Here is a 24,663-nt window from a genome sequence, read left to right as displayed (position 1 = left end):
GGCGCCCGGCCGCCGGTTCAGGCGGGGTGGCCCGCCTCGATGGCGGCGGCGTCGGACAGGCGCAGCAGCGGTCCGGGCCGTCCCTCGCCCCACCGGACCGGTTCGAGCACATGGCCGACGTGGTCGCCGCCGTCGACGCGGTGCAGGACGGTGCCGGTGAACCAGGCCGCCGCCGCGTCCAGGACGACGGCGCCGGCGGGCTCCTCCCGCCAGGCGAGCCCCGCGAACTTGTCGGTCTCGTCGCCGGTCTGCCCGCCGAAGCGTTCCGCGAGGTCCCGCTCGTCGCGGGTGAGCAGATGGACGGTGAGGTGCCGCGCGGCGCGGGCGACCCGGTAGGTGTGGTTGGCCTTGGACAGCCACACGACGAACCGCGGCGGCCGGATGGAGCACTGCGAGGCGAAGCCGACCAGACACCCGGCCCGCTCGCCGCCCGCCACGGCGGTCACCACGCACATGTCGGGGTCCAGCCGGTCGAAGAAGCCGTCGAGGTCGCCCGCATCCGCCACCCGCTCCCCCGCGTCCGGCGCGCCGTCCTCGCGCTCGCTGCCGTTCTCGTCCGTCATGGGCTCCGCTCCCGTCCGCCGTCCGTCATCGCGTCCGCTCCGCCGCCCGGCCCGGCCCGCTCGGCCGGGGAGGACGCCGCTCCTGCTCCGGTGCCCCGCGAGCCGCGCCCGAACCGTCGCCGGCGCCGGCGCGGGGTCCCGGTGGGCGACGCGTGTCGTCCCCCCGGCCGATCGCCGGCATGCTAAAAGCGCCACCATGACGTCTCACTGGTCACGCCGTGCCTTCCTGACCGCCGCCGGTTCCGGCACCGCCGTCGCGCTGGGTCTCGGCACCACCTGGGCGTTCACCGCGCCGGAGGAGTTCCCGGCGCTCCGGGCGAGGTGGCGCGCCCTGATCCTCGGCGAGGGCTTCGACCCCGCCGCCGAGCCCTTCCGGTCCCGGCTCGCCGACCTGGGCGGCACGGCCGGCCGGTACCTCGCCTCCATGGCCCCGGCCGCCGGCTCCCTGTGGCCCGACCTGGTGTACGCCGCCCCGGAGCCGGACACGGACCACGCGTCGTACGACTCCTCGGCCCGTCTGAACACCAGTTACGCGCGGCTGTGCACGCTCGGGCAGGCCTACTGCCAGCCGGGCACCGGCCTGACCGGCGACCCGCGGGCGCGCGACGCGCTCCTCACCGGGCTCGGTCACCTCCACGACGACGTCTACCACGCGGGGCAGCCCCCGTACGGCAACTGGTACAACTGGCAGATCGGCATCCCGCAGGCGCTGCTGGACCTGTGCGTGCTGCTGTACGACGCGCTGCCGGCCGCGCGGCTGGCAGGCTTCCTCACCGCGGTGGACCACTTCGTGCCCGACTCGCTCGTGGCCGCCTACACCGGGAACAGCACCGGAGCCAACCGGGTCGACCTGTGCCGGGTGCTGGCGCTGCGCGGGGTGGTCGGGGCGAACGGCGAGAAGGTGGCGCTGGCGAGGGACGCCCTCTCCCCCGTCTTCCGGTACGTCACCTCCGGCGACGGGCTGTACGCCGACGGCTCCTTCGTCCAGCACGGGTCGGTGCCGTACACCGGCTCCTACGGCTCGGTGCTGCTCGGCGGGTTGGCCCTGCTGTTCGCGCTGCTGGCGGGTTCCGGCTGGGAGGTGACGGATCCCGGCCGGCAGCACGTGTTCGACGCGGTGGAACGGGCCTGGGCGCCGTTCGTGTACAACGGGCTGGTCATGGACGGCGTCTCGGGCCGGGCGATCAGCCGGGGGCGTGCGGCCGGCGCCCGTCTCCAGCAGGACGACCACACGCGCGGGCACGCGGTCCTCGCCTCGGTCGTGCTGCTCGGACAGGGTGCGTCCGCGGCCGAGAACGCGCGCTGGCGGGGCCTGGTGAAGGGCTGGATCGAGCGCGACCGCTCCAGCCCGCCGCTCGCCGACCCGACGCTGGGCGTGCCGCAGCTGGCCCGGCTGAAGGCGGTCCGGGACGATCCGGCGGTGCCGGCGGTGCCCGAGCCGACCGGGCACCGGCTGTTCCCGTGCATGGCCCGGGCCACCCACCGGCGGCCCGGCTGGGCGGCGTCGCTGAGCATGGCCGACCGCAGGATCAGCCACTACGAGACGGGCGACGGCGAGAACCTGCGCGGCTGGCACACCGGTGCGGGAATGCTGTACTGGTGGGGCGCCACGTTCGCGAACGACCAGTACGGCGACGCCTTCTGGCCGACCGTCGACCCGTACCGGCTGCCGGGTACGACGGTCTCCCGGAAGGTGCTGGCGGACGGCGCGGGCGGTGACTGGGGCGCGGCCAAGCCGGACGTGCACTGGGTGGGCGGGGCGACCGACGGGCAGTGGGCGGCGGTCGGCCAGTACCTGAAGGGCCTCCAGTCGTCGCTGCGGGCCAAGAAGTCGTGGTTCTTCCTGGACGACGCCGTGGTGTGTCTCGGCGCGGGCATCACCTGCGCCGACGGCACCGCCGTGGAGACGACCGTGGACAACCGCAACCTGGGGGCCGCGGGCGACGCCCCGTTCACGGCGGACGGCACGGCACAGCCCGTCTCCGTCCCCTGGTCCCGGACGCTCACCGGGGCGCACTGGGCCCACATCGGCGGCCACGGCGGCTATGTGTTCCCGGGCGGGGCGACGGTACGGGCGCTGCGCGAGGCCCGCGAGGGCAGCTGGAGCCTGATCGACACGGGCGGCTCGACGGCCGTCCTCACCCGTACCTATCTGACCCTGTACGTCGATCACGGCACCGACCCGGCGGACGCCGCGTACGCCTGTGTGCTGCTGCCGGGCGCGACCGCCGAGGCCACGCGGGCTCGGGCGGCGGATGCCGGGTGGCTGGACGTGCTCGCCAACTCCAACCGGCAGCAGGGGGTTTCGGTGCCGTCGGCCGGTTTCACCGGGGTGAACTTCTGGTTCGGCGGCACGGCCGGACCGCTCACCGCGAGCGATCCGTGCTGCGTGCTGGTCCGGGAGAGGGGCGACGGCACGGCGGTGCTCGTGGTGAGCGACCCGATGCGGATGCGCACCGGGCTGACGGTGACCTGGCGGCGGGCGGTCGCCGCGGTGACGTCCGCGCCGGCCACCCTCGTCTCCTCGGCCACCGGGGCCGCGCTGACGCTGGACTTCGGGGACCTGTCCGGCACGGCGGGGGCCGGACAGGAGGTCACGGTCCGGCTGGGCTGACCTCCGCGCGCGCGAACCGGCCCAGGGACGCCGTGAAGGCGGCGACGAAGCCGTCCCGGTCCGGCTCCGGCAGCGCGTCCAGGGAGAGGTAGGGGTTCAGGTCCTCGAGTTCGACCAGCAGCAGTCCGCCGTCGGGCGCACGGCAGGCGTCGACGCGCTGGATGCCGCAGCCGAGGGCGTTCCAGTCGATGAACCGGCGCGCGAACTCCAGGTCGGCGGCGGTGGCCGGGTACGGCTCCAGCTCCCAGCGGCGGGCGGGATCGGGGGCGTACAGGGCGTACTGGAAGTCGTCGTCGACGAAGTAGAAGGACACCTCGTAGGCGAAGTCGACACAGGGCTGGATCAGGACGTCTCCGGTGGCGAGCGCGTCCAGCTCCCCGGCGGGCACGATCCGCAGGCCGAGGGAGTCGGCGCCCAGCCTGGGCTTGACCACGTAGCGCGCGGCGGCCGGCAGCTGCGGCAGGTCCTCGGCGCGGTCGACGGTAGGGATGACGGGGAAGCCGGCGGCGGTCAGATCGAGAAGGTACTGCTTGCCGGCCATGTCCGCCTTCCCGGTGAGCGGGTTGTACACGCGGGTGCCGGCGGCGAGCGCCCGGGCACGGAAGGCGTCGTACGCCCGCTGGTGGCCGAGCACGGGCCCGCTGTTGCGCACCACGACGGCGTCGAAGCCGTCCATCAGGGCCGTCACGTCCAGCGGATGGCACAGCGCCAGGTCGAAGTGGGCGCGCAGCCGGGAGGCCAGGTGGATGTCCTCGTCGCAGTAGCGGCGCCCGCGGGCCTGGTACGCCAGGTCGGTGACGTACAGCAGGCGGGGTCGTGCGGCGGGCATGCGGAATCTCCTCGGGGGGTGTGGGGGGTGGTGCGGGTCGGGCACCGGAGAGGGCCGGGGAAAGGGTACGCCGCAGGGTGCGGCCCCCGTCGTCCGCCCCTGGGCGAGCGCCGGTACGACACTCAGTACCCTCTGCGGTCACACACGCTGCACTGAGTGCCAGCAGACTCGTCCGGGTGCTACGTTCCCGTCCATGAGCTCGAGCAGCGCGGTGCCGGCCGCGAAGCCGCCGATCCGGGACGCCCTGGTGGCGGCCGCCTTCCGGCTTTTCCTGGAACGCGGGTACGAACAGACCACCGTCGACGACATCGTGGCCCTGGCCGGGGTCGGCCGGCGCTCGTTCTTCCGCTACTTCCCCTCCAAGGAAGACGTGGTCTTCCCCGACCACGAGGGCTGCCTGGCCGGCATGACCGCCTTCCTCGCGGCGAGCGGCCCGGAGCACGAGCCGGTGCGGCGGGTGTGCGACGCGGCCCGGCTGGTGCTGCGGATGTACGCCGAGAACCCGGCCTTCTCCGTGCAGCGCTACCGCCTCACCCGCCAGGTGCCGGGGCTGCGCGCCTACGAGTTGTCGGTGGTGTGGCGCTACGAGCGGGCCCTCGCCGAGTATCTGCGCGGGCGGTTCGCCGGGCGGCCGGACGGGACACTGCGCGCCGACGTGATCGCGGCGGCGGTGGTCGCCGCGCACAACAACGCCCTGCGCTCCTGGCTGCGGTCGGACGGGGCGGGCGACGCGGGCGCGGCCGTGGACCACGCGCTGGCGTACGTGCAGCGGACGTACGCGCGGCCGGCGGACGCCCCGGCCGCCTGGAACGGCCCGGCCGGCCCCGGCGCGGAACCGGGGGCGGCCGGGGAGGTGGTGGTGCTGGTGTCCCGCCGGGACGCCCCGCTGTGGCGGGTGGTGCGGGAGCTGGAGACGGTCCTGGACCGGCCCTGACCCGCCCGTCCGGAGCGGCCCGGGGCGCGGACGGGAATGATTCGGGGGTACGCAGTGCCTTTACGTGTGACACTGAGTGCCATATCCTGTCGGCGTGCACGGTGGCACGGCGACCGTGCGCACGCGTGCCCGGCCCGCCCTCGGGCACGCGGGTTTCCGGCCGAGCGCAGGGAGTTGACGACCGTGTACCACCACTCAGCAAGCACCTCGGGGCCGGCGGCCGGTTCCGCGACGGGTGTTCTCGCGACGGGTGTTCTCGACCCCGCCGCCGACTCCCGGGACGCCCTCCTCTTCCAGCGCTGCACCTGGTGCGGCACCGCGATGTACCACCGGCTGCTGTGTCCGGTGTGCCAGGGCAGCGAGCTGCGCACGGAGCGCAGCGAGGGGGCCGGCACGGTCCGCCACTCCACCGTGGTGCACCGCAACACCCCGGCGGCGCGCAATGTGTCGCTGGTGGAGATGGCCGAGGGATTCGTCGTCCGCGGCCGGGTCATGGGCCCGCCGGTCGGCATCCACAGCGGCGACCGGGTCCGGCTGTCCACCGCCAAGGACCCGGTGCGCGGTGAGCCGGTCTTCCAGCTGGTGGAGGAGCCGTACCGGGCCTGGACCTGAGCGCCCCAGGGACGCCCCGGCCGCGCCGTTGCCACGGGAGCGCGTCTCCGGGGGCGCGGGCCCCTCGGACCCGTACATGTGATCCATCACCTGCCGCGCACAGGCAACCCACAGCCTTCGCCTTTCATCCTCCGTGGGCGAGGGACGCCCGGGGCCTCCGGGACGTCCGAGGTCGGGGTCCAAGGAGGAACTGTGGTCCGTGCCCGGCATATAGGGGTGATGGCCGCCGCGTTGCTCGCGGTGGCCGGAGCATCCCCGGGGGTGGCGTCCGCCCGCTCCCAACCAGCCAGTGTGGACGGAGAATCGACGGCGCGCGGCGCGACACCGCTGCCGCCGGGATGGCGGGTGGATCCAGGCGGTTCGGCGCCGCAGCTGGTGTGGCGGTCCGGCCGGCCGGTGCCGATGGGTGACGCGCGGGTCGAATTCCGCGCCGGGGGGCGCCTGTTGGGCGTACCGCGTCCGGCGGCGGACGGCCACACCTTCCGACTGCCGCTCGGTGCACGGCGGTTGGCCGAGCTGCGCGCAATCCTGCCGGCCGCACCGTCCGGCGGTCTGGAGGTCTGGTCCGGCGGACGGCGGCTGGACGCTCGCGAAGCACGCACCGCCGCGCCGGCGGTCCCGCTCCCCGCCCCGCTCCCGGCGAACTCCGTGGATCCGGGCAAGCCCGGCGGCTATCGCACCACGACCGGCGAGTACGCGCTCAACTCGGTCCGGCTGCCCGGCTTTCCGGCGCCGGTGGAGATGCGCGCGGTGGTCGTCGCCCCGGTCGGCGCCACCGGCAAGCGGCCCCTCGCGCTGTTCCTGCACGGCCGGCACGCCACCTGCTACAAGGGGGCCGGGGAGATCACCGGTGACTGGCCCTGCACGGCGGGCACCAAGCCGATACCGAGCCACCGCGGCTATCTGCGCGACCAGAAACTGCTCGCCTCCCAGGGCTATGTGACCGTCTCCATCGCCGCCAACGGCATCAACGGACAGGACTTCGCGGCCGAGGACGGCGGCGCGCAGGCCCGCTCGTCGCTGGTGCGGCTGCACCTGGCCCGCTGGGCCGGCTGGGCCGAACACCCCGAGACGGCACCCGAGGCGGTCCGTACGGCGCCCCGCGCCGATCTGTCGAAGGTGCTGCTGGTCGGGCACTCCCGGGGCGGCGAGGGCGTCAACCGGGCCGCGCTGGACAGCCTCGCCCCGCCGCCCGCCGGCCAGGACGGCTACCACGGTCCGGTGCGCTGGACCGTCCGGGGCACCGTCCTCATCGGCCCGACCGTCTTCGGCCAGAACCCGGTGCCGGACGTCCCCTCGGTGACCGTCCTGCCGGGCTGTGACGGCGATGTCTCCGACCTCCAGGGCGAGGTGTACGTCGACGGCACGCGCGCGGTCGGCAACGGCACCGCGCTGCACAGCGCCGTGTACGTGATCGGCGCCAACCACAACTTCTTCAACTCGGAGTGGACGCCCGGCCAGGCCGCGGCGCCGGCCGAGGACGACTTCTACGACGAGCCGGGCCACCCGGACCCGGTGTGCGGCAAGAAGGCCGCGACCCGGCTGTCCGCCGACCGGCAGCACCGGGCCGGCAGCACGTACATCGCCGCCGCCGCACGGCTGTTCCTCGCCGGGGACGACCGGGTGCGGCCGCTGCTGGACGGCTCCGGGAAGCGCGCCCCGTCGGCGGACCCGGCGCGGGTGCTGAGCCACGCGGTCGGCGCCCGCCGCGGCGGCGGGTTCCTGCCGGACGGCGGGGTGTCGGTGGCCGGCGGCAGGCTGTGCGCCGCGGTGGACCCGAGCCCGGCCCGCAGCTGCCTGCCCGCGAACACCAAGGGTGCCTCGCCGCACTTCGCCCGGTGGGAGACCGAGCGGGAGACCGGCCGGCAGGCGGTCGGGCTGCGCTGGACGCGCGCCGGCAGCCCGGTCCGGGTGACGCCCGAGCGGCCGGTGTCGCTGTCCGGTTCGACCGCGCTGGCACTGCGCGTGTTCGTACCGCCGAACTCCCGGGGAACGCGGCTGGACGTGGCCCTGACCGACACCGACGGCAAGAGGGCCGGGCTCGGCCGGATCACGCTGGACGGCCTGCCCGGCAGCGAGCGGACCGCCTCCTACTGGGCGCGGGAGGTCCGGGTGCCCCTGACGGCGGCCGCCCGCGCCGGGCTCAAGCTGGGTTCGGTCAAGTCCCTCGAACTGACGTCGCGTTCGGCCTCCGGGCGGGCCTGGCTGATGGACGCGTGGGGCTGGCGGGCCGGGACGCCCGCGGTGCGCGTGGAGGCGCTGCCGCGCGTGGACGTCGGCCGGACGACCGTGGACGAGGGTGACTCGGGCACGCGTACCTACCGCGTTCCGGTGCGGGTGACGGGCCGGGGCGGCAGCGGCCAGGTCCGGGTGTACGTCGTCGACCCGGTCACCGGGCGGACCACCGACCGGCTGGTGACGGTGCGGCCGGGCGGGCACGACGCCGATGTGCCGGTCGAGGTGAAGGGCAACACCCGGTTCGGCACCGACGTGTCCCATGATGTGCTGGTCAAGGCGGTCCGCGGCGCGGTCGTCGGCACCTACCGGGGCGGGCTCACCGTGCGCGACGACGATCCGGCGCCCACGATGACCCTCACACCGGTCGCCGCGAAGGTGACCGAGGGGCAGCCGCTGAAGTGGCGGGTGACACTGTCGGAGCCGGTGGACGTGAACCTGGACGCCTATTTCGCGTTCGCGCCGGCCACCGCCCCGGAGCTGTCCACCAAGGACGTCCCGGCGACCTGGCTGCGGGACCAGGCCGGGGAGAAGCCCGACCCTGAACGGCCGCTGTCCAAGGTGGCCGGGCTCTGGCTGTGGGCGGACCTCCCGGCCGGCAGCACGAGCGTGGACCTCACCGTGCCGACGGTCACGGACCGGGTCCGGGAGGCGGCCGAGTCGGTGCGGTTCCGCCAGCTCGACCCGGAGACGGGCAAGCCGCTGCCCGGCGGCCTGGAGGCGACGGGCTCGGTGCTCGACGCGTCGTAGAGCCCCCGCACTCGGGTCCGGGTGGCCCTCAGCCGGCGAGGGTCACCCGGATGCCGACCGTGCCGTCCTGGCCGCGCCGCAGCCGGCTGCCGAGCAGGGTCAGGCGGCCGACGATGCCGTACTTGCGGGCGATGAGGCTCCGGTAGCGGGCGGTGGTGTCCGCGCCGGTGATCTCGGCGGTGGCGGGCACCTGGTCGCCGGTGGGATTCCCCCGCCGGTCGCAGGGGCCGACGAGGACGTCGGGGCGGCGCCGGATCCGCTTGACCTTGCCGGTGCCGGCGCCGGTCCACACGCCGAGGGTGTCCCCGTCCCGGACCACCCAGACCGGGGTGGCGACAGGGGTGCCGTTCCGGCGGTAGGTGGTCAGCAGGAGGTAGGGACCGGCGCCGAGCCGGGCAAGCCGTGTGTGATCCATGACCGCAGTCTCCCGCCCGCCCGGTCCGGGGTCCAGCCAGGCCGAGGCCTCCTGAACCGCACGGATCGAGACAGCCTGCCCTCCGGCGGCCGACGGGGACGGGCGCGCCCGGACTGCCGGCTCGGCGGCAAGGACGACTACGGCACCGGACTTCGTCGGCGAGCCGGTGGCGCTGATCCTGCTCGGCGTGGTCGTCTCCGTGGTCGTCTCCGTCAACTGCCACCACGGTGGCGGATCCGTGACGGGCAGCGGGTCCCCGGCCGGACGGGCCCGTCCCGGTGCCCGCGGGCCGAGCGGGACCGCGGGGCGTACCGGCGGTGCTGTCAGCGGCCTGGGGCTGACGGCGGGCGCAGGCCGCGGGCCGGTCAGGCGGCGCGGTGCGACCGCGGGGCCGCGGCGGCCCACTCCATCACGAGGCGCTGGTACTGCGCGCGCTGCTCGGTGGTCAGTGTCCCGCCCGACCTGCGCCACAGGGCCCGGATCTCTTCGTTGACCTCCGCGGCCGATCGCTCGGAGGCGGCTGCAACAGTGGTGGACATGCTGTGAAGCATATGCCGAGCCTGGTGAAGGCGCTGTGAGTAAGTGTGCGCGATACGGACATTTGAGACCGTGTTGCTCATCACGTCACTATGTCAAGCCTCAGCGGGAATCCGATGATGCCGACGGCCCCGTGCCGGTTCCAGGGGTGACCGGCCGCGCTCTTGACGCGTAAATTCCTCGGTCGCAAGAGTGATCCACATGACTTTCTCCCTCGGCATCGTCGGCGCAGGACAGTTCTCCGGCCAGTTCGCCGCGCTCTTCCACGCCCATCCCGGCGTACGGGACGTCTATGTCACGGACGTCCTGCCCGAGCGCGCCGAGCGCCTCGTCGCCGCGCAGGGCCTCGCGGGCACCTTCCCGTCGTACGCAGCGATGCTGGAGTCACCGCGCGTCGACGCGGTCGCGGTCTTCACCCAGCGGTGGACCCACGGCCCGCTGGTCATGCAGGGACTGAACGCGGGCAAGCACGTGTACTCGGCGGTCCCGATGGCGGTCACCGCCGAGGAGGTCGCGGCGATCGTCGCCACGGTCCGGACCACCGGGCTGACGTACATGATGGGCGAGACCAGCCACTACCACCCGGCGACCGTGCACGCCCGTGCGCGGATCGCCGAGGGCGCCTTCGGCCGGCTGTTCTATGCCGAGGGCGACTACGTCCACGACATGGACCTGGGATTCTACGACGCCTACCGCTACAGCGGCGGCGAGAACTGGCGGGCGACGGCCAGCTATCCCCCGCTGCTGTACCCGACGCACTCGGTGGGCGGGGTGCTCGGGGCCTGGCGGACGCACGCGGTGAGCGTGTCGGCGATCGGCGTCCGCGACGAGGGCGACGACGGCGTCTTCGACCGCTCGGTCAGCATGTTCGACAACGACGTGTCCAACGCCACCGCGCTGTTCGAGGTGGCGGGCGGCGGGTCGTTCCGCACCAACGAGTTCCGGCGGGTCGGCTATCCCGCGCACCTGCGCGAGTCCCGGTTCCGGTTCTTCGGGACACGGGCCAGCATGGAACAACTGGCGACGGTGGCCCTGTGGCAGGACCGCGGCGGTGTCGAGGACATCACCGAACTGCTGGAGCCGAAGCGGGCGGTCGCGCCCGACGATCCGTCCCTCGCCTCTCTCGCGCCCGCGCTGCGCGCGGCCTTCACCTCGGGCTCGGCGCCGGTGCACGACCGGTCCCGGCTGCCGCGTGAGTTCGACCACCTGCCCAACGGACACGAGGGCAGCCACCACTTCCTGGTGGACGACTTCGTCACCGCCGTGACCAAGGGCACGCTGCCGCCGGTGAACGCGTGGACGGCGGCCCGCTACACCCTGCCGGGCATCGTCGCGCACGAGTCGGCACGGCAGGGCGGGGTGCGGCTGGACATCCCGGACTTCGGGGACGCCCCCGGGTCCTGACGGGTCCGCCGGGCTCAGGTGCCCGGCTTGCGGCCGTAGACGAAGACGTCGTCGCCGTTCCTCAGCAGCGACCAGTACTTCTTGGCGTCCGTCTTCGTCATGTTGACGCAGCCGTGCGAGCCCGGCGGGTTCCACATGCTCAGGCCCACCGAGTGGAATGCCTGGCCGCCGTCGAAGAACTGGCTGTAGGGCATCGGCACGTCGTAGAGGTTCGAGACGTGGTCGATGTCCCGCCAGTAGATCTTCTTCAGCCCGGTGCGGGTCTCGTAGCGGTCACGGCCGGTGCGCACCGGCACGGGGCCGTAGACCAGCTTCTTGCCGTCCTGGATCCAGCTGAGCTGGAGCGTGAGGTTCACACAGGCGACCCGGCCCTTGTTCACCGGGCACTTGCCGTCCTTGTTCGGCTTGTTCCCGACGGCCTTCTGCTTGTTCATCAGGTCCATCACGCCCCAGGTGACCGAACCCGCGTAGCCGATGGCGGGGGTGATGCCGTGCTTGCTCTGGAAGGCCCGGATCGCCGTGCAGTCGGCGGCGGACTGCCTGCCGTCGACCGGCCGGCCCAGGAACTTCTCCGCCTGCTTCTGGTACGGCCCGGTGCTCGTGGTGCAGCTCGCGGCCTGGGCCGGTGCCGCGGTGAAGGCGAGCGCGAGCGGCGCCACCAGCCCCGTCACGCCCAGCCCGATGACGCCTCGTGTGCGTATGCCCCCCATGGCGGCCTCTCTCCTTCCGGTTCCCTGGTCTGCTCGCCGGGTCCTCCCCGGCTGCTCTCCAGTGCGATTCCCGCGGTCTCGGAGTACTAGACCCGGCCGGGGAGGGCATGGTTGTGGTTCCGGTCAGGCTGTGACGAAACGGTGAAGTCCAGACCGTATCGCACGCCCCGAACCGCTCCGCCGGCCGGGTGCGGCCCGGGTGGTCGTCACGGTCGTCACGGTCGGGGAGCCGTACGTGACGCCGGCCGGGTGTCCGGGAGGCGTGCCTGGTCCGGCGGCCGGTGGCCGTTCCCCCGGCCGCTGCGTCAGGTGTCCCGGACGGCCGCGCGGAAGCCGGTGTGGACGGCGGTGAGGCCGCCGTCGACCACCAGCGTGGTCCCGGTGATCCAGGCGGCGTCGCGGGAGGCGAGGAAGGCGACGGCGGCGGCGATGTCCTCCGGTTCGCCGACCCGGCCCAGCGGGTACACGGCGCGCACGGCGTCGAGAGCGTCCTCGCGCCCCTCCCACGCCGAGGTGCGGACCGTGCCCGGCGCCACGAGGTTGACCCGGACGCCCCGGGGCGCCGCGTGCCCGGCGAGGGTCCGGGTGAGCGAGCCGAGACCGGCCTTGGCGGCGCTGTAGGCGTGGTTTCCGAAGTCCTGGAGGCCGTTGACGGAGCCGATGCTGACGATCGCCCCCCGTCCGGAGGCGGCGAGGTGCGGCAGGGCGGCCCGGCAGCAGCGGTAGGTGCCGGTGAGGGTGACGTCCAGGTCCCGCGCCCAGGCGTCGTCCGGGTCCTCCTCGAAGAGCGGGCCGTCCGGGCTGCAGTGGGCGGCGCAGTTGACCAGCACGTCGAGGGAACCGAACGCGGCGACGGCGCGGGCGACGGCCGCCTCCACGGCGGCCCGGTCGGCCACGTCGCAGGTGAAGGCCTCGGCGGTCAGGCCCGCCCGGCGCAGGCCGGCGGCGGTCCGCTCGGCCTCGGCCGGATCCCGGTCGGTCACCAGGACCCGGCCGCCCTCCTCGGCGAGCCGCCGGGCGACGGCGGCGCCGATGCCCCGGCCGGCGCCGGTGACGAGAACTCCGTGTCCCGCGAAGCGGGTTGGATCAGTCATGGGCCGACAGTACGTCCCCGAGGACGCGAATTCACCGGTTCAGCACCGGGCTCCACCGGAGACCGCGCCCTCGCCGGACGCGGAGTCCCGCCGGAAAGCGGCGACCGTGCGGGCGTGGACGGGCCGTCGCCGTACCGCAGTTCACCGGTACCCGGTGACGTCCGCCGGCCTGCCCGCGTCCTGTACCTCGGTCAGGTACCGCCAGGCGTCCGGGCGGCTGCCGTCGAGGTCGTTGAAGCCGTACACCTTCGCCAGGCCGCCGCTGGAGAGGGACTGTCCGTTGAACCGGGCCACGTCCGGGTCGGCGGCCAGCGCGGCGACGGCACGGCCGGTGAAGCGCGGGGTCTCGGAGATGGCGAAGTGCGGTTCGCGCCGCAGGGCGTCCCGCCAGTTCTCCTCGCGCACGCCGTACGCGTCGAGCATGATCTCCGAGCGCATCCAGCCGGGTGTGAGGGCCACGGCCGTCGCGCCGCGCGGCCCGAGTTCGTGGCCGAGGGCGAAGGCCATGCGCAGCACGGACGCCTTGGCGAGGTCGTAGAAGAAGTTCACGCGATAGGTGTCGCGGTTGTACTCGGCGGTGCCGTCGGTGACCTCCACGACCAGGCCGCCGGGCCGGCGCAGCAGCAGCGGCAGGGCGTAGTGGCTGGTGACGGCGTGGGTCTCGACGGCGAGGCGGAGCAGTCGCAACCCGTCGTCGAGGTCGTGCTCCCACACGGGGGTGTCCCACGCGAAGAGGTTCTCCCCGCCCCAGATGTCATTGACGAGGACGTCGAGGCGGCCCCGCTCGGCGGCGATGCGGTCCACCAGGTGCCGTACGGCCGCGTGGTCGAGGTGGTCGGCCGGCACGGCGACGCCCCGGCCGCCGGCCGCGGTGACGAGGTCGGCGGTGTCCTCGATGGTCTCGGGGCGGTCGTACTCCGAGCGGCGGGCGCGGGTGCTGCGGCCGGTGACGTACACGGTGGCGCCGGCCGCGCCGAGTTCCACGGCGATGCCCCGGCCCGCGCCCCGCGTCGCCCCGGCGACCAGCGCCACCCTGCCGTCCAGCGGTCCTGTCATGTCCTGCCTCCCGTGTGCCGTGACTGCTGTGCCCTGCCACTCTCACGGGGATACCAGACATCTCCTGTCGGGATTCTGACGGACGCCCGTGATCAGTGCCCGCGGTCGATCCACTCCTGGAGGTGAGGGGCCTCCGCGCCGATGGTGGTGGCGTCGCCGTGCCCGGTGAGGACCTCGGTCCCGGGTGGCAGGGTGAGGAGGCGGTCGCGGAGGGAGTCGATGATGGTCGGGAAGTGGGAGAAGGAACGTCCGGTGGCGCCGGGGCCGCCCTGGAAGAGGGTGTCGCCGGTGAACACGGTGCCGAGACCGGGGTCGTACAGGCAGACGGCGCCCGGGGCGTGTCCGGGCGTGTGCAGGACGGTGAGGTCGGCGCCGGCGGTCTCGATGACCTGGCCGTCGAGGAGATGCCGGTCGGGTTCGCGGTGCGGGTGGGTCTGGTGCCACAGCGGCAGGTCGTCGGGGTGCAGCCAGATCGTGGCGCCGGTCAGGTCGGCGAGTGCCGGGGCCGCGTTGACGTGGTCGTTGTGGGCGTGCGTGCACACGATGGCGGTCAGGCGGCGGTCGCCGACGGCACGGGCGATGGCCTCGGCGTCGTGGGCGGCGTCGATGACGATCACCTCACGGTCGTCGCCGACGATCCACACGTTGTTCTCCACGTCCCAGGTGCCGCCGTCGAGCGTGAACTGGCCGCTGGTGACGAGGCGTTCGATCCGCGCGGTCATCACAGCACCACCACCGAGCGCAGTACGTCACCGTGGTGCATCCGCTCGAACGCCTGCTCCACCTGGTCGAGTCCGACGGTCTCGGTGACGAACGCGTCGAGCGGCAGGCGGCCTTGCAGGTGCAGGTCGATCAGCATGGGGAAGTCACGGCTGGGCAGGCAGTCGCCGTACCAGCTCGACTTCAGGGCGCCACCGCGGCCGAAGACGTCCAGCAGGGGCAGTTCGAGCTTCATGTCGGGGGTGGGGACGCCGACCAGGACGACGGTGCCGGCCAGGTCGCGGGCGTAGAAGGCCTGCCGGTAGGTCTCGGGGCGGCCGACCGCCTCGATGACGACGTCGGCGCCGAAGCCGCCGGTCAGCTCGCGGATCGCCTCGACGGGGTCGGTCGCCCTGGAGTTGACGGTGTGGGTGGCGCCGAGGGTGCGTGCCGTGTCCAGCTTGCGGTCGTCGATGTCCACGGCGATGACGCGGGCCGCGCCGGCCAGGTACGACCCGGCGATGGCGGCGCCGCCGACACCGCCGCAGCCGATGACGGCGACCGAGTCGCCGCGGCCGACGTTGCCGGTGTTGATCGCGGCGCCGATGCCGGCCATCACCCCGCAGCCGAGGAGACCCGCGACCGCCGGGGAGACGCTCGGGTCGACCTTGGTGCACTGGCCGGCCGCGACGAGCGTCTTCTCGGCGAAGGCGCCGATGCCGAGGGCCGGCGACAGCTCCTGGCCGGTGGCGGCGAGGGTCATCTTCTGCCGGGCGTTGTGGGTGTCGAAGCAGTACCAGGGCCGGCCGCGCAGACAGGCCCGGCACTGCCCGCACACCGCGCGCCAGTTGAGGACGACGAAGTCTCCGGGGGCGACGTCGGTGACGCCCTCGCCGACCGACTCCACGACGCCGGCCGCCTCGTGGCCGAGCAGGAAGGGGAAGTCGTCGGAGATCCCGCCCTGCTTGTAGTGCAGATCGGTGTGGCAGACCCCGCAGGCCTGGACGCGTACGACGGCCTCGCCGGGTCCCGGGTCCGGCACCACGATCGTCTCGACCCGTACGGGCTCGTCCTTGCCCGCCGCGATCACGCCGCGTACTTCCTGCGCCATGGTCTGTCCCTTCATCGAATGCCTTCGCAGACGACCCTACGACGCGACCGATCGGCAGCGGGAAGGATCACGCACATGATCGCGGATCGTTCCGGCCACCGTCGGCCGCGGCGCGGCGCGGGGTGTCAGCGCAGCCGGACGGGGACGGCGTTCACCAGTCCGAGCAGGGGCGCCGCGGGGGCGACGACCTGCTCCAGCTGGCGCAACTGGTTCAGCTCGCGCAGGTGCTTCAGCTCCTGCAGCTGGTCGCTGACCTTGGGCACGCGGTTCCGGTGCGGTGCGGGGATGTCACCGGCGGTGAGCGAGTCCAGCGCGGACAGCGCGCCGAGCTTTCCGATGATGGGTGCGCCGGAGTTCGCGGCGTCCGCCTGGGGTGCGACGAGACCGGCGATCCCGGCGGCCAGGCCGACGGCGGCGGCGATGCGTCGTGTTGAGATCATGCCCTCAGCAACGGCCGGGTGCCCCGGCCGGACACGGGCGGCGGGTCGGGCTCACCCGTGAGGTGGAGCGGGGCGGCCGCGCTTGCCGGGGCCGCCGGGACGGAGGAGTCTCGTCAGGGGGGACCCGTGCGGCCCGTCCCCGGGCGGGCCGCGGGCGCCTGAAGGAGGTCACCATGGGCAGCGCCACGGGCTCCGCTTTCGACACCGAGACACTGCGCCGGGGCATCGAGGGCGACACGGGCAACACCCTGCTGTCGCTCTACGCCGACGACGCGCGGATCCGTATCGTCGACCGCGACCACCAGCCCAGTCGTCCCACGGTGCTGCGCGGCCGGGCCCGGATCGCCGAGTTGCTGGACGACATCTACCGCCGGGACATGACGCACCGGATGGAGCAGTGCGTCATCCAGGGTGACCACGCCGCCTACAGCGAGTCCTGCGAGTACGCGGACGGCACCCGGGTGCTGGCCGAGTCGATGCTCACGCTGCGGGACGGGAAGATCGCCGATCAGCTCATCATCCAGGCCTGGGACGAGTAGCCCCGGCCGGGCACGGAGGAAGGGGGTCCCCGGGCCGTACACACGCTCGGTTACGCTGTACGCGGGCCGTGACTGGCGCTGAGGTGGAGCACCACCGGGGAGCGGCCCGTGAACTCAGCCGCGCGCCTGGGCGAGAAGAAGTCGGTCCAGCCCAGGAGTGTGCAGCATGACGACCCAGACCCAGGCCGCCCGTCTGATGGACGGCACCGCGCTCGCCCGCCGCATCGTGGAGGAGACCGCGGAGCGGGCCGCGGCGCTCACCGAGCGCACGGGCACCGCGCCGTGTCTCGCGACCGTGCTGGTCGGCGAGGACCCGGCGTCCGTGACCTACGTCCGCATGAAGCAGAACCGCTGCCGCAGGGCGGGCATCACCTCCCGGCACGTCGCGCTGCCGGCCACCACGACGACGGACGGACTCGTCGGCGCGCTGCGGGAGTTGTCGGCCGACCCGGGCGTGCACGGCATCCTGCTCCAGCACCCGGTGGGCGACCACATCGACGAGCGGGCCGCGTTCGAGGCGATCGCGCCGGAGAAGGACGTGGACGGCGTCACCTTCGCCTCGTTCGCCACGATGAGCTTCGGGCTGCCGGGCTTCGTCTCCTGCACCCCGGGCGGCATCATGCGGCTGCTGGACGCGTACGGCGTCGATCCGGCCGGGCAGCGGGCCGTCGTGGTGGGCCGCAGCGCGATCCTCGGCAAGCCGGCGGGCATGCTGCTGCTGGCGCGGGACGCGACCGTGACGTACTGCCACTCGCGCACCCGGGACCTGTCGGCGGCGGTCCGCGAGGCCGACATCGTCGTGGCGGCGGTGGGCCGGCCGCGGCTGATCCGCGGGCAGGACATCAAGCCGGGCGCGGTCGTCGTCGACGCGGGCTACAACCCGGGGAACGTGGGCGACGTCGACTTCGACTCGGCCGTGGAGCGGGCCTCGCTGATCACGCCGGTGCCGGGCGGGGTGGGTCCGATGACGATCGCCACGCTGCTGGAACAGACCGTGACGGCGGCCGGCCGGCAGCTCGGCGCCTGAAGACGTCGCTTCTTTCGGGCTCTGCGATCGCTGCTCCGCTCATGGCGGACGTGGTTGAGCGGTTGGTGCCCGATGAGTTGTGGGGGTTATTCCGGCGGACCGTTCCTCCGGCAGAGGTCATACGTCCGCAGGGCGGGGTCGTCGACGGGCCGGTGATCGCGAGGCGTTGGCGGCGATCATCTTCGTAGCCGCTTCGGGCTGCGCTTGGCGCCAGCTCCCGCCGGTCTCCGGCCCGGCCTGGCCCATGGTCCACCGGCGCTTCGCCCAGTGGAGCCGGGACCGGGTCCGGGCCGGGCTCCACCGCGTCATCCACGACGCACCGGGCGGGTGATCAGGTGGATCCTCGATCCAAACGTGCCACGTTCGGTCGGATTCGGTCCCGTCGGTGGCCCCCTTTTGCAGCCCTCGCGCATCGGGGCCAGTCCAGCTCACCTCGGGCCTTCAGCCGCTCGTGCGCGGCATTGCACCCATCCGCTCCCGACAGGCCGGCGCCGCCGACGGCCTGGAAAACTACACGGTGACAAGGGCTACCACTACGACCACCCGTGTCGATGGCTCCGTGGCTGCGGCGTTCGTCATCGCATCGCCCGTGAGGGCGTCGAGCCCTCACAGCGGCTTGGCCGCCATCGCTGGATGGTGGAGAGAACGGTGGCCATTGCCGCAACCCCCATCTGCCGGCGCCGGCTGAGCAGATGAGGGAACCCGCGAGGAAGTCAGGGGAGCAGCGCACAGCCGACGATGGCTTCCAACTGCGAAAGAAGACCTGGCGTGAGATCGTCGAGACCGCGGTCTTGGTCCGGCACCACGATCGCGGCTCCAGGCCCCACACTGACCTCGCACGTGCGAGCAGGCAAGAACTCCAGCAGCCAGAACTTGATCTTCGACACCTGTTCTTCACTGAGCTCGAGGGTGTCGTCCTGCGCGATGAGTCGGATCACCCCGACACAGTAGGACGACAGTGTGGCACCCAGTCGAGGGACTGCTGCATCTTCATGTCAAGACGCCTTCGGCGCTCATCCTGCGCACGGAGCACTCCCTGCCAGCCGGCACGCCAAGGGAAACGCCACCGGAGCACCACGTCCTCAGCGACGGCCGGGGCATCCCCCTCGCGGTGTCGCCGACCGGTGGAACCGCAACGTCGTCACCCAGCTTCTGCCCCAGCGCGACCGGGGTCTTCCAGACCACGGTCCCGGTGTCCGGGCCCAAGGTCGCCGAACGGGCCGAGCTGATCGAGAACATCTTCCGGTTCGTGGAACTCGCGGGACAAGCGCGGGCGGAGGCACGTCGGGGTGAGCGGAGTCGAACGAGGCGTGCCCGGGCCGCGGAACGCGACGGCGCGTCCGGTGATGGACGGTGTGACCCTTCACGCCCGCGCCGTGCACTCGAATGCAGGATGTGCCGGCCGAAAAGATCCGGAAGGATCCATGTCGCCCCGGCGTGACGACGACTCGGTGGATCAGCGGCCGTGATCGTCGTGGAATTCAGTGGAATTCAGATGATCTGCGAAACGCGGGGCATTCACGGATTCGGTGGTCTAGGAGTGCCATGGCGATTTCGGCTGGTGGTGTGCCGCACGTGAAAGGCCCTGTCGTCGCGGGTGACGCCGGGGTGACCTTCGCCTTCGCCGCGTCCGGCCCGGCGGAGGAGGCGGCCCGCGGTGCGGTGGTGCGGGCCGCGAACCACCTGCTGGCCCGGCAGGATGCCGGGGGGTGGTGGAAGGGCCGCTTCACGACGGACGTGAGTTATGACGCCCACGACCTCTTCCTGCGCCATGTGCTCGGAGTGCCGGACGAGCGGCTGGCCGCGGCGACCGCACGATGGATCCGCTCGCAGCAGAGCGCGGACGGTTCCTGGCCCCTCGTCTTCGAAGGCGAGGGGCATCTGGGGACCACGATCCAGGCGTACGTCGCCCTCCGGCTCGCCGGGGACGGCCCGGACGAGGAGCACATGCTCCGGAGCGCGGCGTGGGTGCGCGAGCGGGGCGGTGTGGCGGCCGGCCAGCTGACGGCACGGGTATGGCTCGCCCTGCTCGGCTGGTGGAGCTGGGACGATCTGCCCGAAGTCCCTCCGGAGATCATCGCCCTGCCCAAGTGGGCGCCGCTGAACATCTACTCGTTCAGCTCCGTCATGCGGGTGGCGCTGGTGGCCATCAGCGTGATCAGCGCCCATCGCCCCGCGCGGCCGGTTCCCTTCGGCATCGACGAACTCTTCGCTCCGCCCGGCACCTCCGGGGTTTCGCCGGCGCCGGACAGCGGCTGGGAGAAGTTCTTCCGGCGCCTGAACGCCACGGTGCGCGTGTGTTCCCGGGGCATCCCCCGCCCGGTGCGCGAGGCCGCGGTGAACGCCTGCGTCCGCTGGCTCCTGGAGCGTCAGGAGCAGGACGGCAGCTGGGGGGCGTGCACCCCCATGACCACATGGGTCGTCCTCGCCCTGCATCTGCACGGCTACCCTCCGGACCATCCGGTGCTCAAGGCCGCCTGGGGCTTCCTGGAGGACTGCGGCGCGTGGCCGGAGGACGGCGTCCGGGCCCTGCACACCGTCCACAGTCCGGTGTGGGACACCTGTCTGTCCGTCAACGCACTGCTCGACGCCGGCCTGGCCCCCGGCCATCCCGCGCTGGTCGGAGCCGCCGACTGGCTGCTCACCCGGCAGGCCGACCGGCCGGGCGACTGGGCCGCGCGGCGGCCCCGGCTGTCGCCCGGCGGCTGGGCCTTCCAGTTCCACAACCGAACCTATCCGGACAACGACGACACCAGTGAGGTGGCGCTCGCCCTGCGCCGGGTGAACCATCCCGATCCGGCGCGCGTCGACGACGCGCTGGACAGGGCGGTGCGGTGGTGTCTCGGCATGCAGAGCCGCAACGGCGGATGGGCGGCCTTCGACGCGGACAACACCAGCACCCTCCCCGCCAGAGTCCCGTTCTTCGACTTCGGTGAGTTCTGCACCGACCCGCCCACCGCCGACATCACCGCCCACGTGGTGGAGATGCTGGCCGCGCTGGGAAGGGAACGCGACCCCCGTACCCGCCGTGCCGTCCGCTGGCTGCTCGGGCAGCAGGAGGCGAACGGCGCGTGGTACGGACGCTGGGGGGTGAACTACGTCTACGGCACGGGAAGCGTTCTCCCCGCTCTCGTCGCCGCCGGCGTTCCCCGCGGCCACGCGGCCGTCCGGCGCGCCGTCGCCTGGCTGACGTCGGTGCGGAACGCGGACGGCGGCTGGGGCGAGAGCTGGGAGTCGTACGCGGATCCGGCCCGCGCCGGCCGTGGCCCCTCCACCCCTTCACAGACCGCCTGGGCGCTGCTCGGACTGCTCGCGGCCGGAGAGGGCGAGAGCACCGCGGTGCGGGACGGGGTGCGCTGGCTGACCGAGCGGCAGACGGCGGACGGCACCTGGGAGGAGCCGCAGTTCACCGGGACACTCGTGCCCCGGGCCGTGGCCGCGCACTACGCGTACTACGGGCACGTCTTCCCCCTGATGGCGCTGGGCCGTTACGTCCGGCGCACAGGCGACGTGTCGGTGGGGCGGCAACGGGACGAAGCGACGGAGCCGGACCGGTGACCGGCCTCCCCCTGAAAGGCGCACGGGCGATGAGTGCTGAAACCCTGGCGGTGGAGTCGGACTTCTTCGCGCCACGCACCGCGATCGACGATCTCCTCTGCGCGTTCCTGACGGAGAAGGCACGGACCGCTCCCGTGCCCGGCCAGTCGGCGCTCATCCTGGTGCTGCGTGACTTCATCGCCGGGGGGAAGAGGGTGCGTCCGCTGCTGTGCGTGGCCGGATGGGTCGCGGCAGGGGGGCAGGGCGACATGACGCAGGCCGTCCGGCTGGCCGCGTCCATCGAGATGGCCCACACCTGCGCGCTCATCCACGACGACATCATGGACGCGTCCGACAGCCGCCGCGGGCGCCCCACGGTCCACCGGGCGCTGGCCGACCGGCACCACCTGCCGCGGCTGGCGCAGCAGTACGGGACCGGCGGAGCGATCCTCCTCGGTGACCTCGCCCTCGTCTGGTCGGACGAGTTGCTCCACACCACGCCCATGCCCGACGCCCACCGGGCCAGGGTGCTGCGCTGCGTCGACCTGGCCCGCAGCGAACTGATCGCCGGCCAGCACCTGGACCTGCTGACCACCGGCAGGCTCCACGCGAGCCTCGAGACGATGCTGAGCGTCATCCGCTACAAGACCGCCAAGTACACCATCGAGCGCCCCCTCCAGGTGGGGGCGGCCCTCGCCGGTGCCGGTCCGGACGTCATGAACGCCTGCAGTGCCTACGGAATCCCCCTCGGGGAGGCCTTCCAGCTCAGGGATGACGTCCTCGGGGTGTTCGGGGACCCGGAGCGGACGGGCAAATCCCGCCTGGACGATCTACGCGAGGGCAAGTGCACCAGCCTCGTCGTCCACGCGCTGCGCGTCTGCGGACCGGCGCAGGCCGGCCGGCTGCACACCCTGATCGGCGACCCCGACATCGGGGAGCGGGAAGCCGCGGAGGTCTGCGACATCCTCGCCGGCACGGGAGCCCGGCGGGAGGTCGAGCGGATGATCGAGGAGAGGTACCGGCAGGCTCTGGACTCCCTGGCCCTGGCCCCCTTCCCGGCGAGCGCCGTCCGCACGCTGAAGGACGTCGCGGAGGCGGTCGTGCACCGCACGGCGTGAAGCCGGCCGGCCGCCGGCCGGCACCAGAAGCTGCCCCGGCCGTCCACCGGCCCGGCCCACCAGGGAGGACGGATCCATCGTGCTGACCATGACCGCACCCGCGGCGGTCCTCCAGACCGCCTGGCGTGAAATCCGCTTGAGCTGGCTGTTCATCAGCGCCGACCGCTGGACCACCATCTTCCCCGCCACCTGCTTCGTGACGGCGGCCGTCGTCCATGCCCGGCTGCCCCCGGCCGAAGCCGCGGTCGCCCTGGGCTCCGGTGCGCTGTACTTCTGGCTGTTCGTCTACGAACACACCCTGGCCAACCAGCTCGTCGGCGTCGAAGAGGACCGTGTCAACAAGCCGTTCCGCCCCCTGGTCACCGGCCAGAGCAGCATCCGGGGCGCTCGGCTGCGCCTGAACGCCGTCCGGGTCCTCTTCCCCGTGTACGGGTACTGCCTGGGCGTGCTGGAGTGGGCCCTGATGTGGCAGATCCTCTCCCTGCTCCAGCACGAGTACGGCTGGGGCCGGCACTGGCTGGGCAGGAACCTCTACGCCGGCATCGGGGTCGTCGCCCAGCTGGCCGCCGCCTGGGAGATGGTCACCGCCATGTCGCCGGACGCCTGGCGCTGGATCGTGACCCTCGCGATCACCGTAACCCTTCTGATGTCCGTCCAGGACCTCCGCGACATCACCGGCGACCGCGCGGTGCACCGCTCCACCATGCCGCTGGTCTTCGGCGAGAGACCCACCCGGGTCTTCCTGTGCGCCGGCTTCGCCGTCGGCCCGCTGGCCATCCACCACTTCCTCATGGAGCCGGCCGGCCCGCGCTGGTGGATCATCGCCACGGACGTCGTCCTGTGCGGTCTGAGCCTGCTGCTCTCCGTCCGGGTGATGCTGGCGCGGGGCCGGGAACAGGACCAGCGCAGCTACCGCCTGGTGGAACAGTGGTACACCCTCGCCCTGGCCGCCTCCGTCTACACCCTTCGCTGACGAAAGGCCCCCACGTGACCGCAGAGGCCGCGCAGCACGTGCGGCACCAGCCGCGCCTGCGCATCAGTGGCGTCTGGAAGGCCTACGGCCGCAGACAGCTCCTGCGCGGTGCCGACCTCGACGTACCCGCCGGGGCGCTGATCGGCGTCGTCGGCGAGAACGGCACGGGCAAGAGCACACTGCTCCGGATCGCCATGGGACACCTGGCGCCCGACCGGGGCACGGTGGAGCGCACCGGCAGGGCCGGGTACTGCCCCCAGCACGCCGTGCTGAACGACTCGTTCACCGTCATGCAGCACCTCCGCCTCTTCCAGGCGGCCTACCGGCTGCCGACGCTCGCCCGGGCCCACGAGCTGATGGACCTCCTGGCGTTCGCCGACTGCGGCCGGCAGCGCGCCGGGGAGCTCAGCGGAGGCACCCGGCAGAAGCTGAACCTCCTGCTCGCCCTCATGCACGATCCGCAGCTCCTGGTGCTCGACGAGCCCTATCAGGGTTTCGACTGGGATACGCATCAAAGGTTCTGGGCCCTCGCCGCTCACCTGCGCGACCAGGGCAGGTCGATCGTCGTGGTCTCGCATCTGCTGCACGATCTGCATCACTTCGACGCGGTCGGCCACCTGCGCGACGGCTGTCTCGACATGGAGAGACCCACCCGATGACGTCCCACCCGATGACGTTCCGCCCCCCGGCCTACATCGAGATGCTGCGCTGCACTCTCCTCGGTCATCTGCGCAGCCGCATGGCAGTGCTCCTGGCGGTCGCCTTCATCCCCGCCTGGATCATGGTGGCGCGTCTGTGCGCGCCGGACCGGACGCTGCGGTTCTCCCTGGAACCGCGGGGCACCGATGTCCTCGCGCCGGCGAATCATGTCAGCCAGGTGGTGAACGCTCTTGCCGCTGTCACCCTGGTCACGGGTTTCTCGATGTTCATGGAGACCTTCAAGGCCGGGGAGACGGACCGCCGGCTGGTGCTGGCGGGCTACCCGAAGCTCCAGATGCTGCTGGCCAAGGTCACCGCGGTCGCCCTGGTCACCGCTGTCGTCGCCGTGTACACCATGGCCGTGCTCGGCAGCTCGCTGCCGGTGCGCCAGCCGGGCCCGCTGGCCCTCGCGGTGTTCGGCGCCGGCCTCGCGTACGGCGGAATCGGTCTCCTGCTCGGCTCGTTGGTACGGGGCGAGCTGGAGGGCTTCTTCCTCGTCATCATGCTCAGCCTGGTCGACACGGGTCTGCAGAACCCGGTCCTGAACGTCGCCGACCTCACCGGGCTGAGCGCGCTTCCCCTGTACGGTGCGTGCCAGGCGGCGCTGACGGCGGCCTTCACGTCCCGCACCCCCTGGTCGTACGGGCTGCTCTCGTTCGCCTGGTCCGCCGCGACCAGCGCCCTGGCCCTGCTCGCCTTCCACGTGCGCACCCGCCCGCACTGCCGGATCGCCACGGAGGCGCTCGCCGAGACGCCGCACCCGTGAC

At 72.9% G+C, this 24,663-nt stretch carries 24 protein-coding genes, 1 pseudogene and 1 riboswitch; of the genes and pseudogenes, 14 read left to right on the top strand and 11 right to left on the bottom strand.

Translation table 11 applies throughout. The features are described 5' to 3' along the window. Positions 1–17: 17 nt before the first annotated feature. Positions 18–455 (bottom strand): flavin reductase family protein, encoded by a 438-nt coding sequence (locus tag AB0E62_RS01460; protein ID WP_362186942.1) that lies wholly within the window; start codon positions 453–455, stop codon positions 18–20. A 304-nt stretch (positions 456–759) separates the two neighbouring features. Between AB0E62_RS01460 and AB0E62_RS01455 the strand changes: the two genes are divergently transcribed. Continuing rightward, the gene (locus tag AB0E62_RS01455) at positions 760–3,177 is read left to right on the top strand and encodes a polysaccharide lyase 8 family protein (RefSeq protein WP_362186311.1); all 2,418 of its coding nucleotides are present in this window, start codon (positions 760–762) and stop codon (positions 3,175–3,177) included. Here AB0E62_RS01455 and AB0E62_RS01450 read toward each other — a convergent pair. After that, positions 3,158–4,006 carry a hypothetical protein gene (locus AB0E62_RS01450; protein ID WP_362186308.1) on the bottom strand — a complete coding sequence of 283 codons (849 nt, stop codon included), beginning with the start codon at positions 4,004–4,006 and terminating at the stop codon, positions 3,158–3,160. The two genes, AB0E62_RS01455 and AB0E62_RS01450, sit on opposite strands and share 20 nt — an antisense overlap. Before the next feature lie 193 nt (positions 4,007–4,199). On the opposite strand from AB0E62_RS01450, the gene AB0E62_RS01445 reads away from it, so the two are divergent. From AB0E62_RS01445 to AB0E62_RS01435, 3 genes are all read left to right on the top strand, one after another. Further along, positions 4,200–4,940, top strand: a complete 741-nt coding sequence (locus AB0E62_RS01445; protein WP_362186305.1) for a TetR family transcriptional regulator — start codon at positions 4,200–4,202, stop codon at positions 4,938–4,940. Between the two features lie 183 nt (positions 4,941–5,123). Next, complete coding sequence (locus tag AB0E62_RS01440; RefSeq protein WP_362186302.1) at positions 5,124–5,552, top strand: zinc ribbon domain-containing protein; 429 nt, start codon at positions 5,124–5,126, stop codon at positions 5,550–5,552. A gap of 192 nt (positions 5,553–5,744) precedes the next feature. Further along, a complete protein-coding gene (locus AB0E62_RS01435) occupies positions 5,745–8,537 on the top strand; it encodes a hypothetical protein (RefSeq protein WP_362186299.1) in 2,793 nt (930 codons plus the stop codon). A gap of 28 nt (positions 8,538–8,565) precedes the next feature. On the opposite strand, the gene AB0E62_RS01430 is transcribed toward AB0E62_RS01435, so the two are convergent. Then, positions 8,566–8,952, bottom strand: coding sequence for a PPOX class F420-dependent oxidoreductase (locus AB0E62_RS01430; protein ID WP_362186297.1), 387 nt, complete (start codon positions 8,950–8,952; stop codon positions 8,566–8,568). A gap of 365 nt (positions 8,953–9,317) precedes the next feature. Next, entirely contained in the window at positions 9,318–9,503 is a 186-nt protein-coding gene (locus AB0E62_RS01425) for a hypothetical protein (RefSeq protein WP_362186294.1), read from the bottom strand. Between the two features lie 187 nt (positions 9,504–9,690). Here AB0E62_RS01425 and AB0E62_RS01420 point away from each other — a divergent pair, with 187 nt between their 5' ends. After that, positions 9,691–10,893, top strand: coding sequence for a Gfo/Idh/MocA family oxidoreductase (locus AB0E62_RS01420; protein WP_362186291.1), 1,203 nt, complete (start codon positions 9,691–9,693; stop codon positions 10,891–10,893). A 14-nt stretch (positions 10,894–10,907) separates the two neighbouring features. On the opposite strand, the gene AB0E62_RS01415 is transcribed toward AB0E62_RS01420, so the two are convergent. The 6 genes from AB0E62_RS01415 to AB0E62_RS01390 form a co-directional block, all read right to left on the bottom strand. Beyond that, positions 10,908–11,603, bottom strand: a complete 696-nt coding sequence (locus AB0E62_RS01415; protein ID WP_362186288.1) for a L,D-transpeptidase family protein — start codon at positions 11,601–11,603, stop codon at positions 10,908–10,910. Positions 11,604–11,908: 305 nt separating this feature from the next. Further along, positions 11,909–12,697, bottom strand: a complete 789-nt coding sequence (locus tag AB0E62_RS01410; protein WP_362186285.1) for an SDR family NAD(P)-dependent oxidoreductase — start codon at positions 12,695–12,697, stop codon at positions 11,909–11,911. A gap of 141 nt (positions 12,698–12,838) precedes the next feature. Continuing rightward, complete coding sequence (locus tag AB0E62_RS01405; RefSeq protein ID WP_362186283.1) at positions 12,839–13,753, bottom strand: SDR family oxidoreductase; 915 nt, start codon at positions 13,751–13,753, stop codon at positions 12,839–12,841. 92 nt (positions 13,754–13,845) lie between these two features. Then, positions 13,846–14,475, bottom strand: a complete 630-nt coding sequence (locus tag AB0E62_RS01400; protein WP_362186280.1) for an MBL fold metallo-hydrolase — start codon at positions 14,473–14,475, stop codon at positions 13,846–13,848. After that, entirely contained in the window at positions 14,475–15,563 is a 1,089-nt protein-coding gene (locus AB0E62_RS01395; protein WP_362186277.1) for an S-(hydroxymethyl)mycothiol dehydrogenase, read from the bottom strand. The genes AB0E62_RS01400 and AB0E62_RS01395 overlap by 1 nt, the downstream gene beginning before the upstream one ends. A gap of 125 nt (positions 15,564–15,688) precedes the next feature. After that, positions 15,689–16,003: a hypothetical protein gene (locus AB0E62_RS01390; protein WP_362186274.1), complete on the bottom strand. Its 315-nt coding sequence runs from the start codon at positions 16,001–16,003 to the stop codon at positions 15,689–15,691. A gap of 173 nt (positions 16,004–16,176) precedes the next feature. On the opposite strand from AB0E62_RS01390, the gene AB0E62_RS01385 reads away from it, so the two are divergent. The 4 genes and pseudogenes from AB0E62_RS01385 to AB0E62_RS01370 all read left to right on the top strand — a co-directional run. Continuing rightward, the gene (locus AB0E62_RS01385; RefSeq protein ID WP_362186271.1) at positions 16,177–16,542 is read left to right on the top strand and encodes a nuclear transport factor 2 family protein; all 366 of its coding nucleotides are present in this window, start codon (positions 16,177–16,179) and stop codon (positions 16,540–16,542) included. Between the two features lie 58 nt (positions 16,543–16,600). Then, positions 16,601–16,681: riboswitch (ZMP/ZTP riboswitch) on the top strand. Between the two features lie 27 nt (positions 16,682–16,708). Then, positions 16,709–17,569: a bifunctional 5,10-methylenetetrahydrofolate dehydrogenase/5,10-methenyltetrahydrofolate cyclohydrolase gene (locus AB0E62_RS01380; RefSeq protein ID WP_362186268.1), complete on the top strand. Its 861-nt coding sequence runs from the start codon at positions 16,709–16,711 to the stop codon at positions 17,567–17,569. A 79-nt stretch (positions 17,570–17,648) separates the two neighbouring features. Continuing rightward, positions 17,649–17,900, top strand: a complete 252-nt coding sequence (locus AB0E62_RS01375; protein WP_362186265.1) for a transposase — start codon at positions 17,649–17,651, stop codon at positions 17,898–17,900. A gap of 152 nt (positions 17,901–18,052) precedes the next feature. Then, a pseudogene (locus AB0E62_RS01370) lies at positions 18,053–18,223 on the top strand (IS5/IS1182 family transposase); the annotation flags it as partial. Positions 18,224–18,282: 59 nt separating this feature from the next. On the opposite strand, the gene AB0E62_RS01365 reads toward AB0E62_RS01370, so the two are convergent. After that, positions 18,283–18,507, bottom strand: coding sequence for a hypothetical protein (locus AB0E62_RS01365; protein ID WP_362186262.1), 225 nt, complete (start codon positions 18,505–18,507; stop codon positions 18,283–18,285). Positions 18,508–19,144: 637 nt separating this feature from the next. Here AB0E62_RS01365 and shc point away from each other — a divergent pair. The 5 genes from shc (at position 19,145) to AB0E62_RS01340 (ending at position 24,662) form a co-directional block, all read left to right on the top strand. Next, positions 19,145–21,127, top strand: coding sequence for a squalene--hopene cyclase (shc, locus tag AB0E62_RS01360; RefSeq protein WP_362186259.1), 1,983 nt, complete (start codon positions 19,145–19,147; stop codon positions 21,125–21,127). Between the two features lie 29 nt (positions 21,128–21,156). Beyond that, positions 21,157–22,224, top strand: coding sequence for a polyprenyl synthetase family protein (locus AB0E62_RS01355; RefSeq protein ID WP_362186256.1), 1,068 nt, complete (start codon positions 21,157–21,159; stop codon positions 22,222–22,224). Between the two features lie 88 nt (positions 22,225–22,312). Beyond that, positions 22,313–23,197 (top strand): UbiA family prenyltransferase, encoded by an 885-nt coding sequence (locus AB0E62_RS01350; RefSeq protein ID WP_362186253.1) that lies wholly within the window; start codon positions 22,313–22,315, stop codon positions 23,195–23,197. Positions 23,198–23,253: 56 nt separating this feature from the next. Next, a complete protein-coding gene (locus AB0E62_RS01345) occupies positions 23,254–23,856 on the top strand; it encodes an ABC transporter ATP-binding protein (RefSeq protein ID WP_362186939.1) in 603 nt (200 codons plus the stop codon). Then, positions 23,853–24,662, top strand: a complete 810-nt coding sequence (locus AB0E62_RS01340) for an ABC transporter permease (protein WP_362186250.1) — start codon at positions 23,853–23,855, stop codon at positions 24,660–24,662. The genes AB0E62_RS01345 and AB0E62_RS01340 overlap by 4 nt, the downstream gene beginning before the upstream one ends. Position 24,663 lies beyond the last annotated feature (1 nt).

It is taken from the genome of Streptomyces sp. NPDC038707, from assembly GCF_040636485.1.
Lineage (GTDB): Bacteria > Actinomycetota > Actinomycetes > Streptomycetales > Streptomycetaceae > Streptomyces.
Note: the sequence above shows the minus strand (reverse complement) of the source record. Positions and strands in the feature narration are given on the sequence as shown.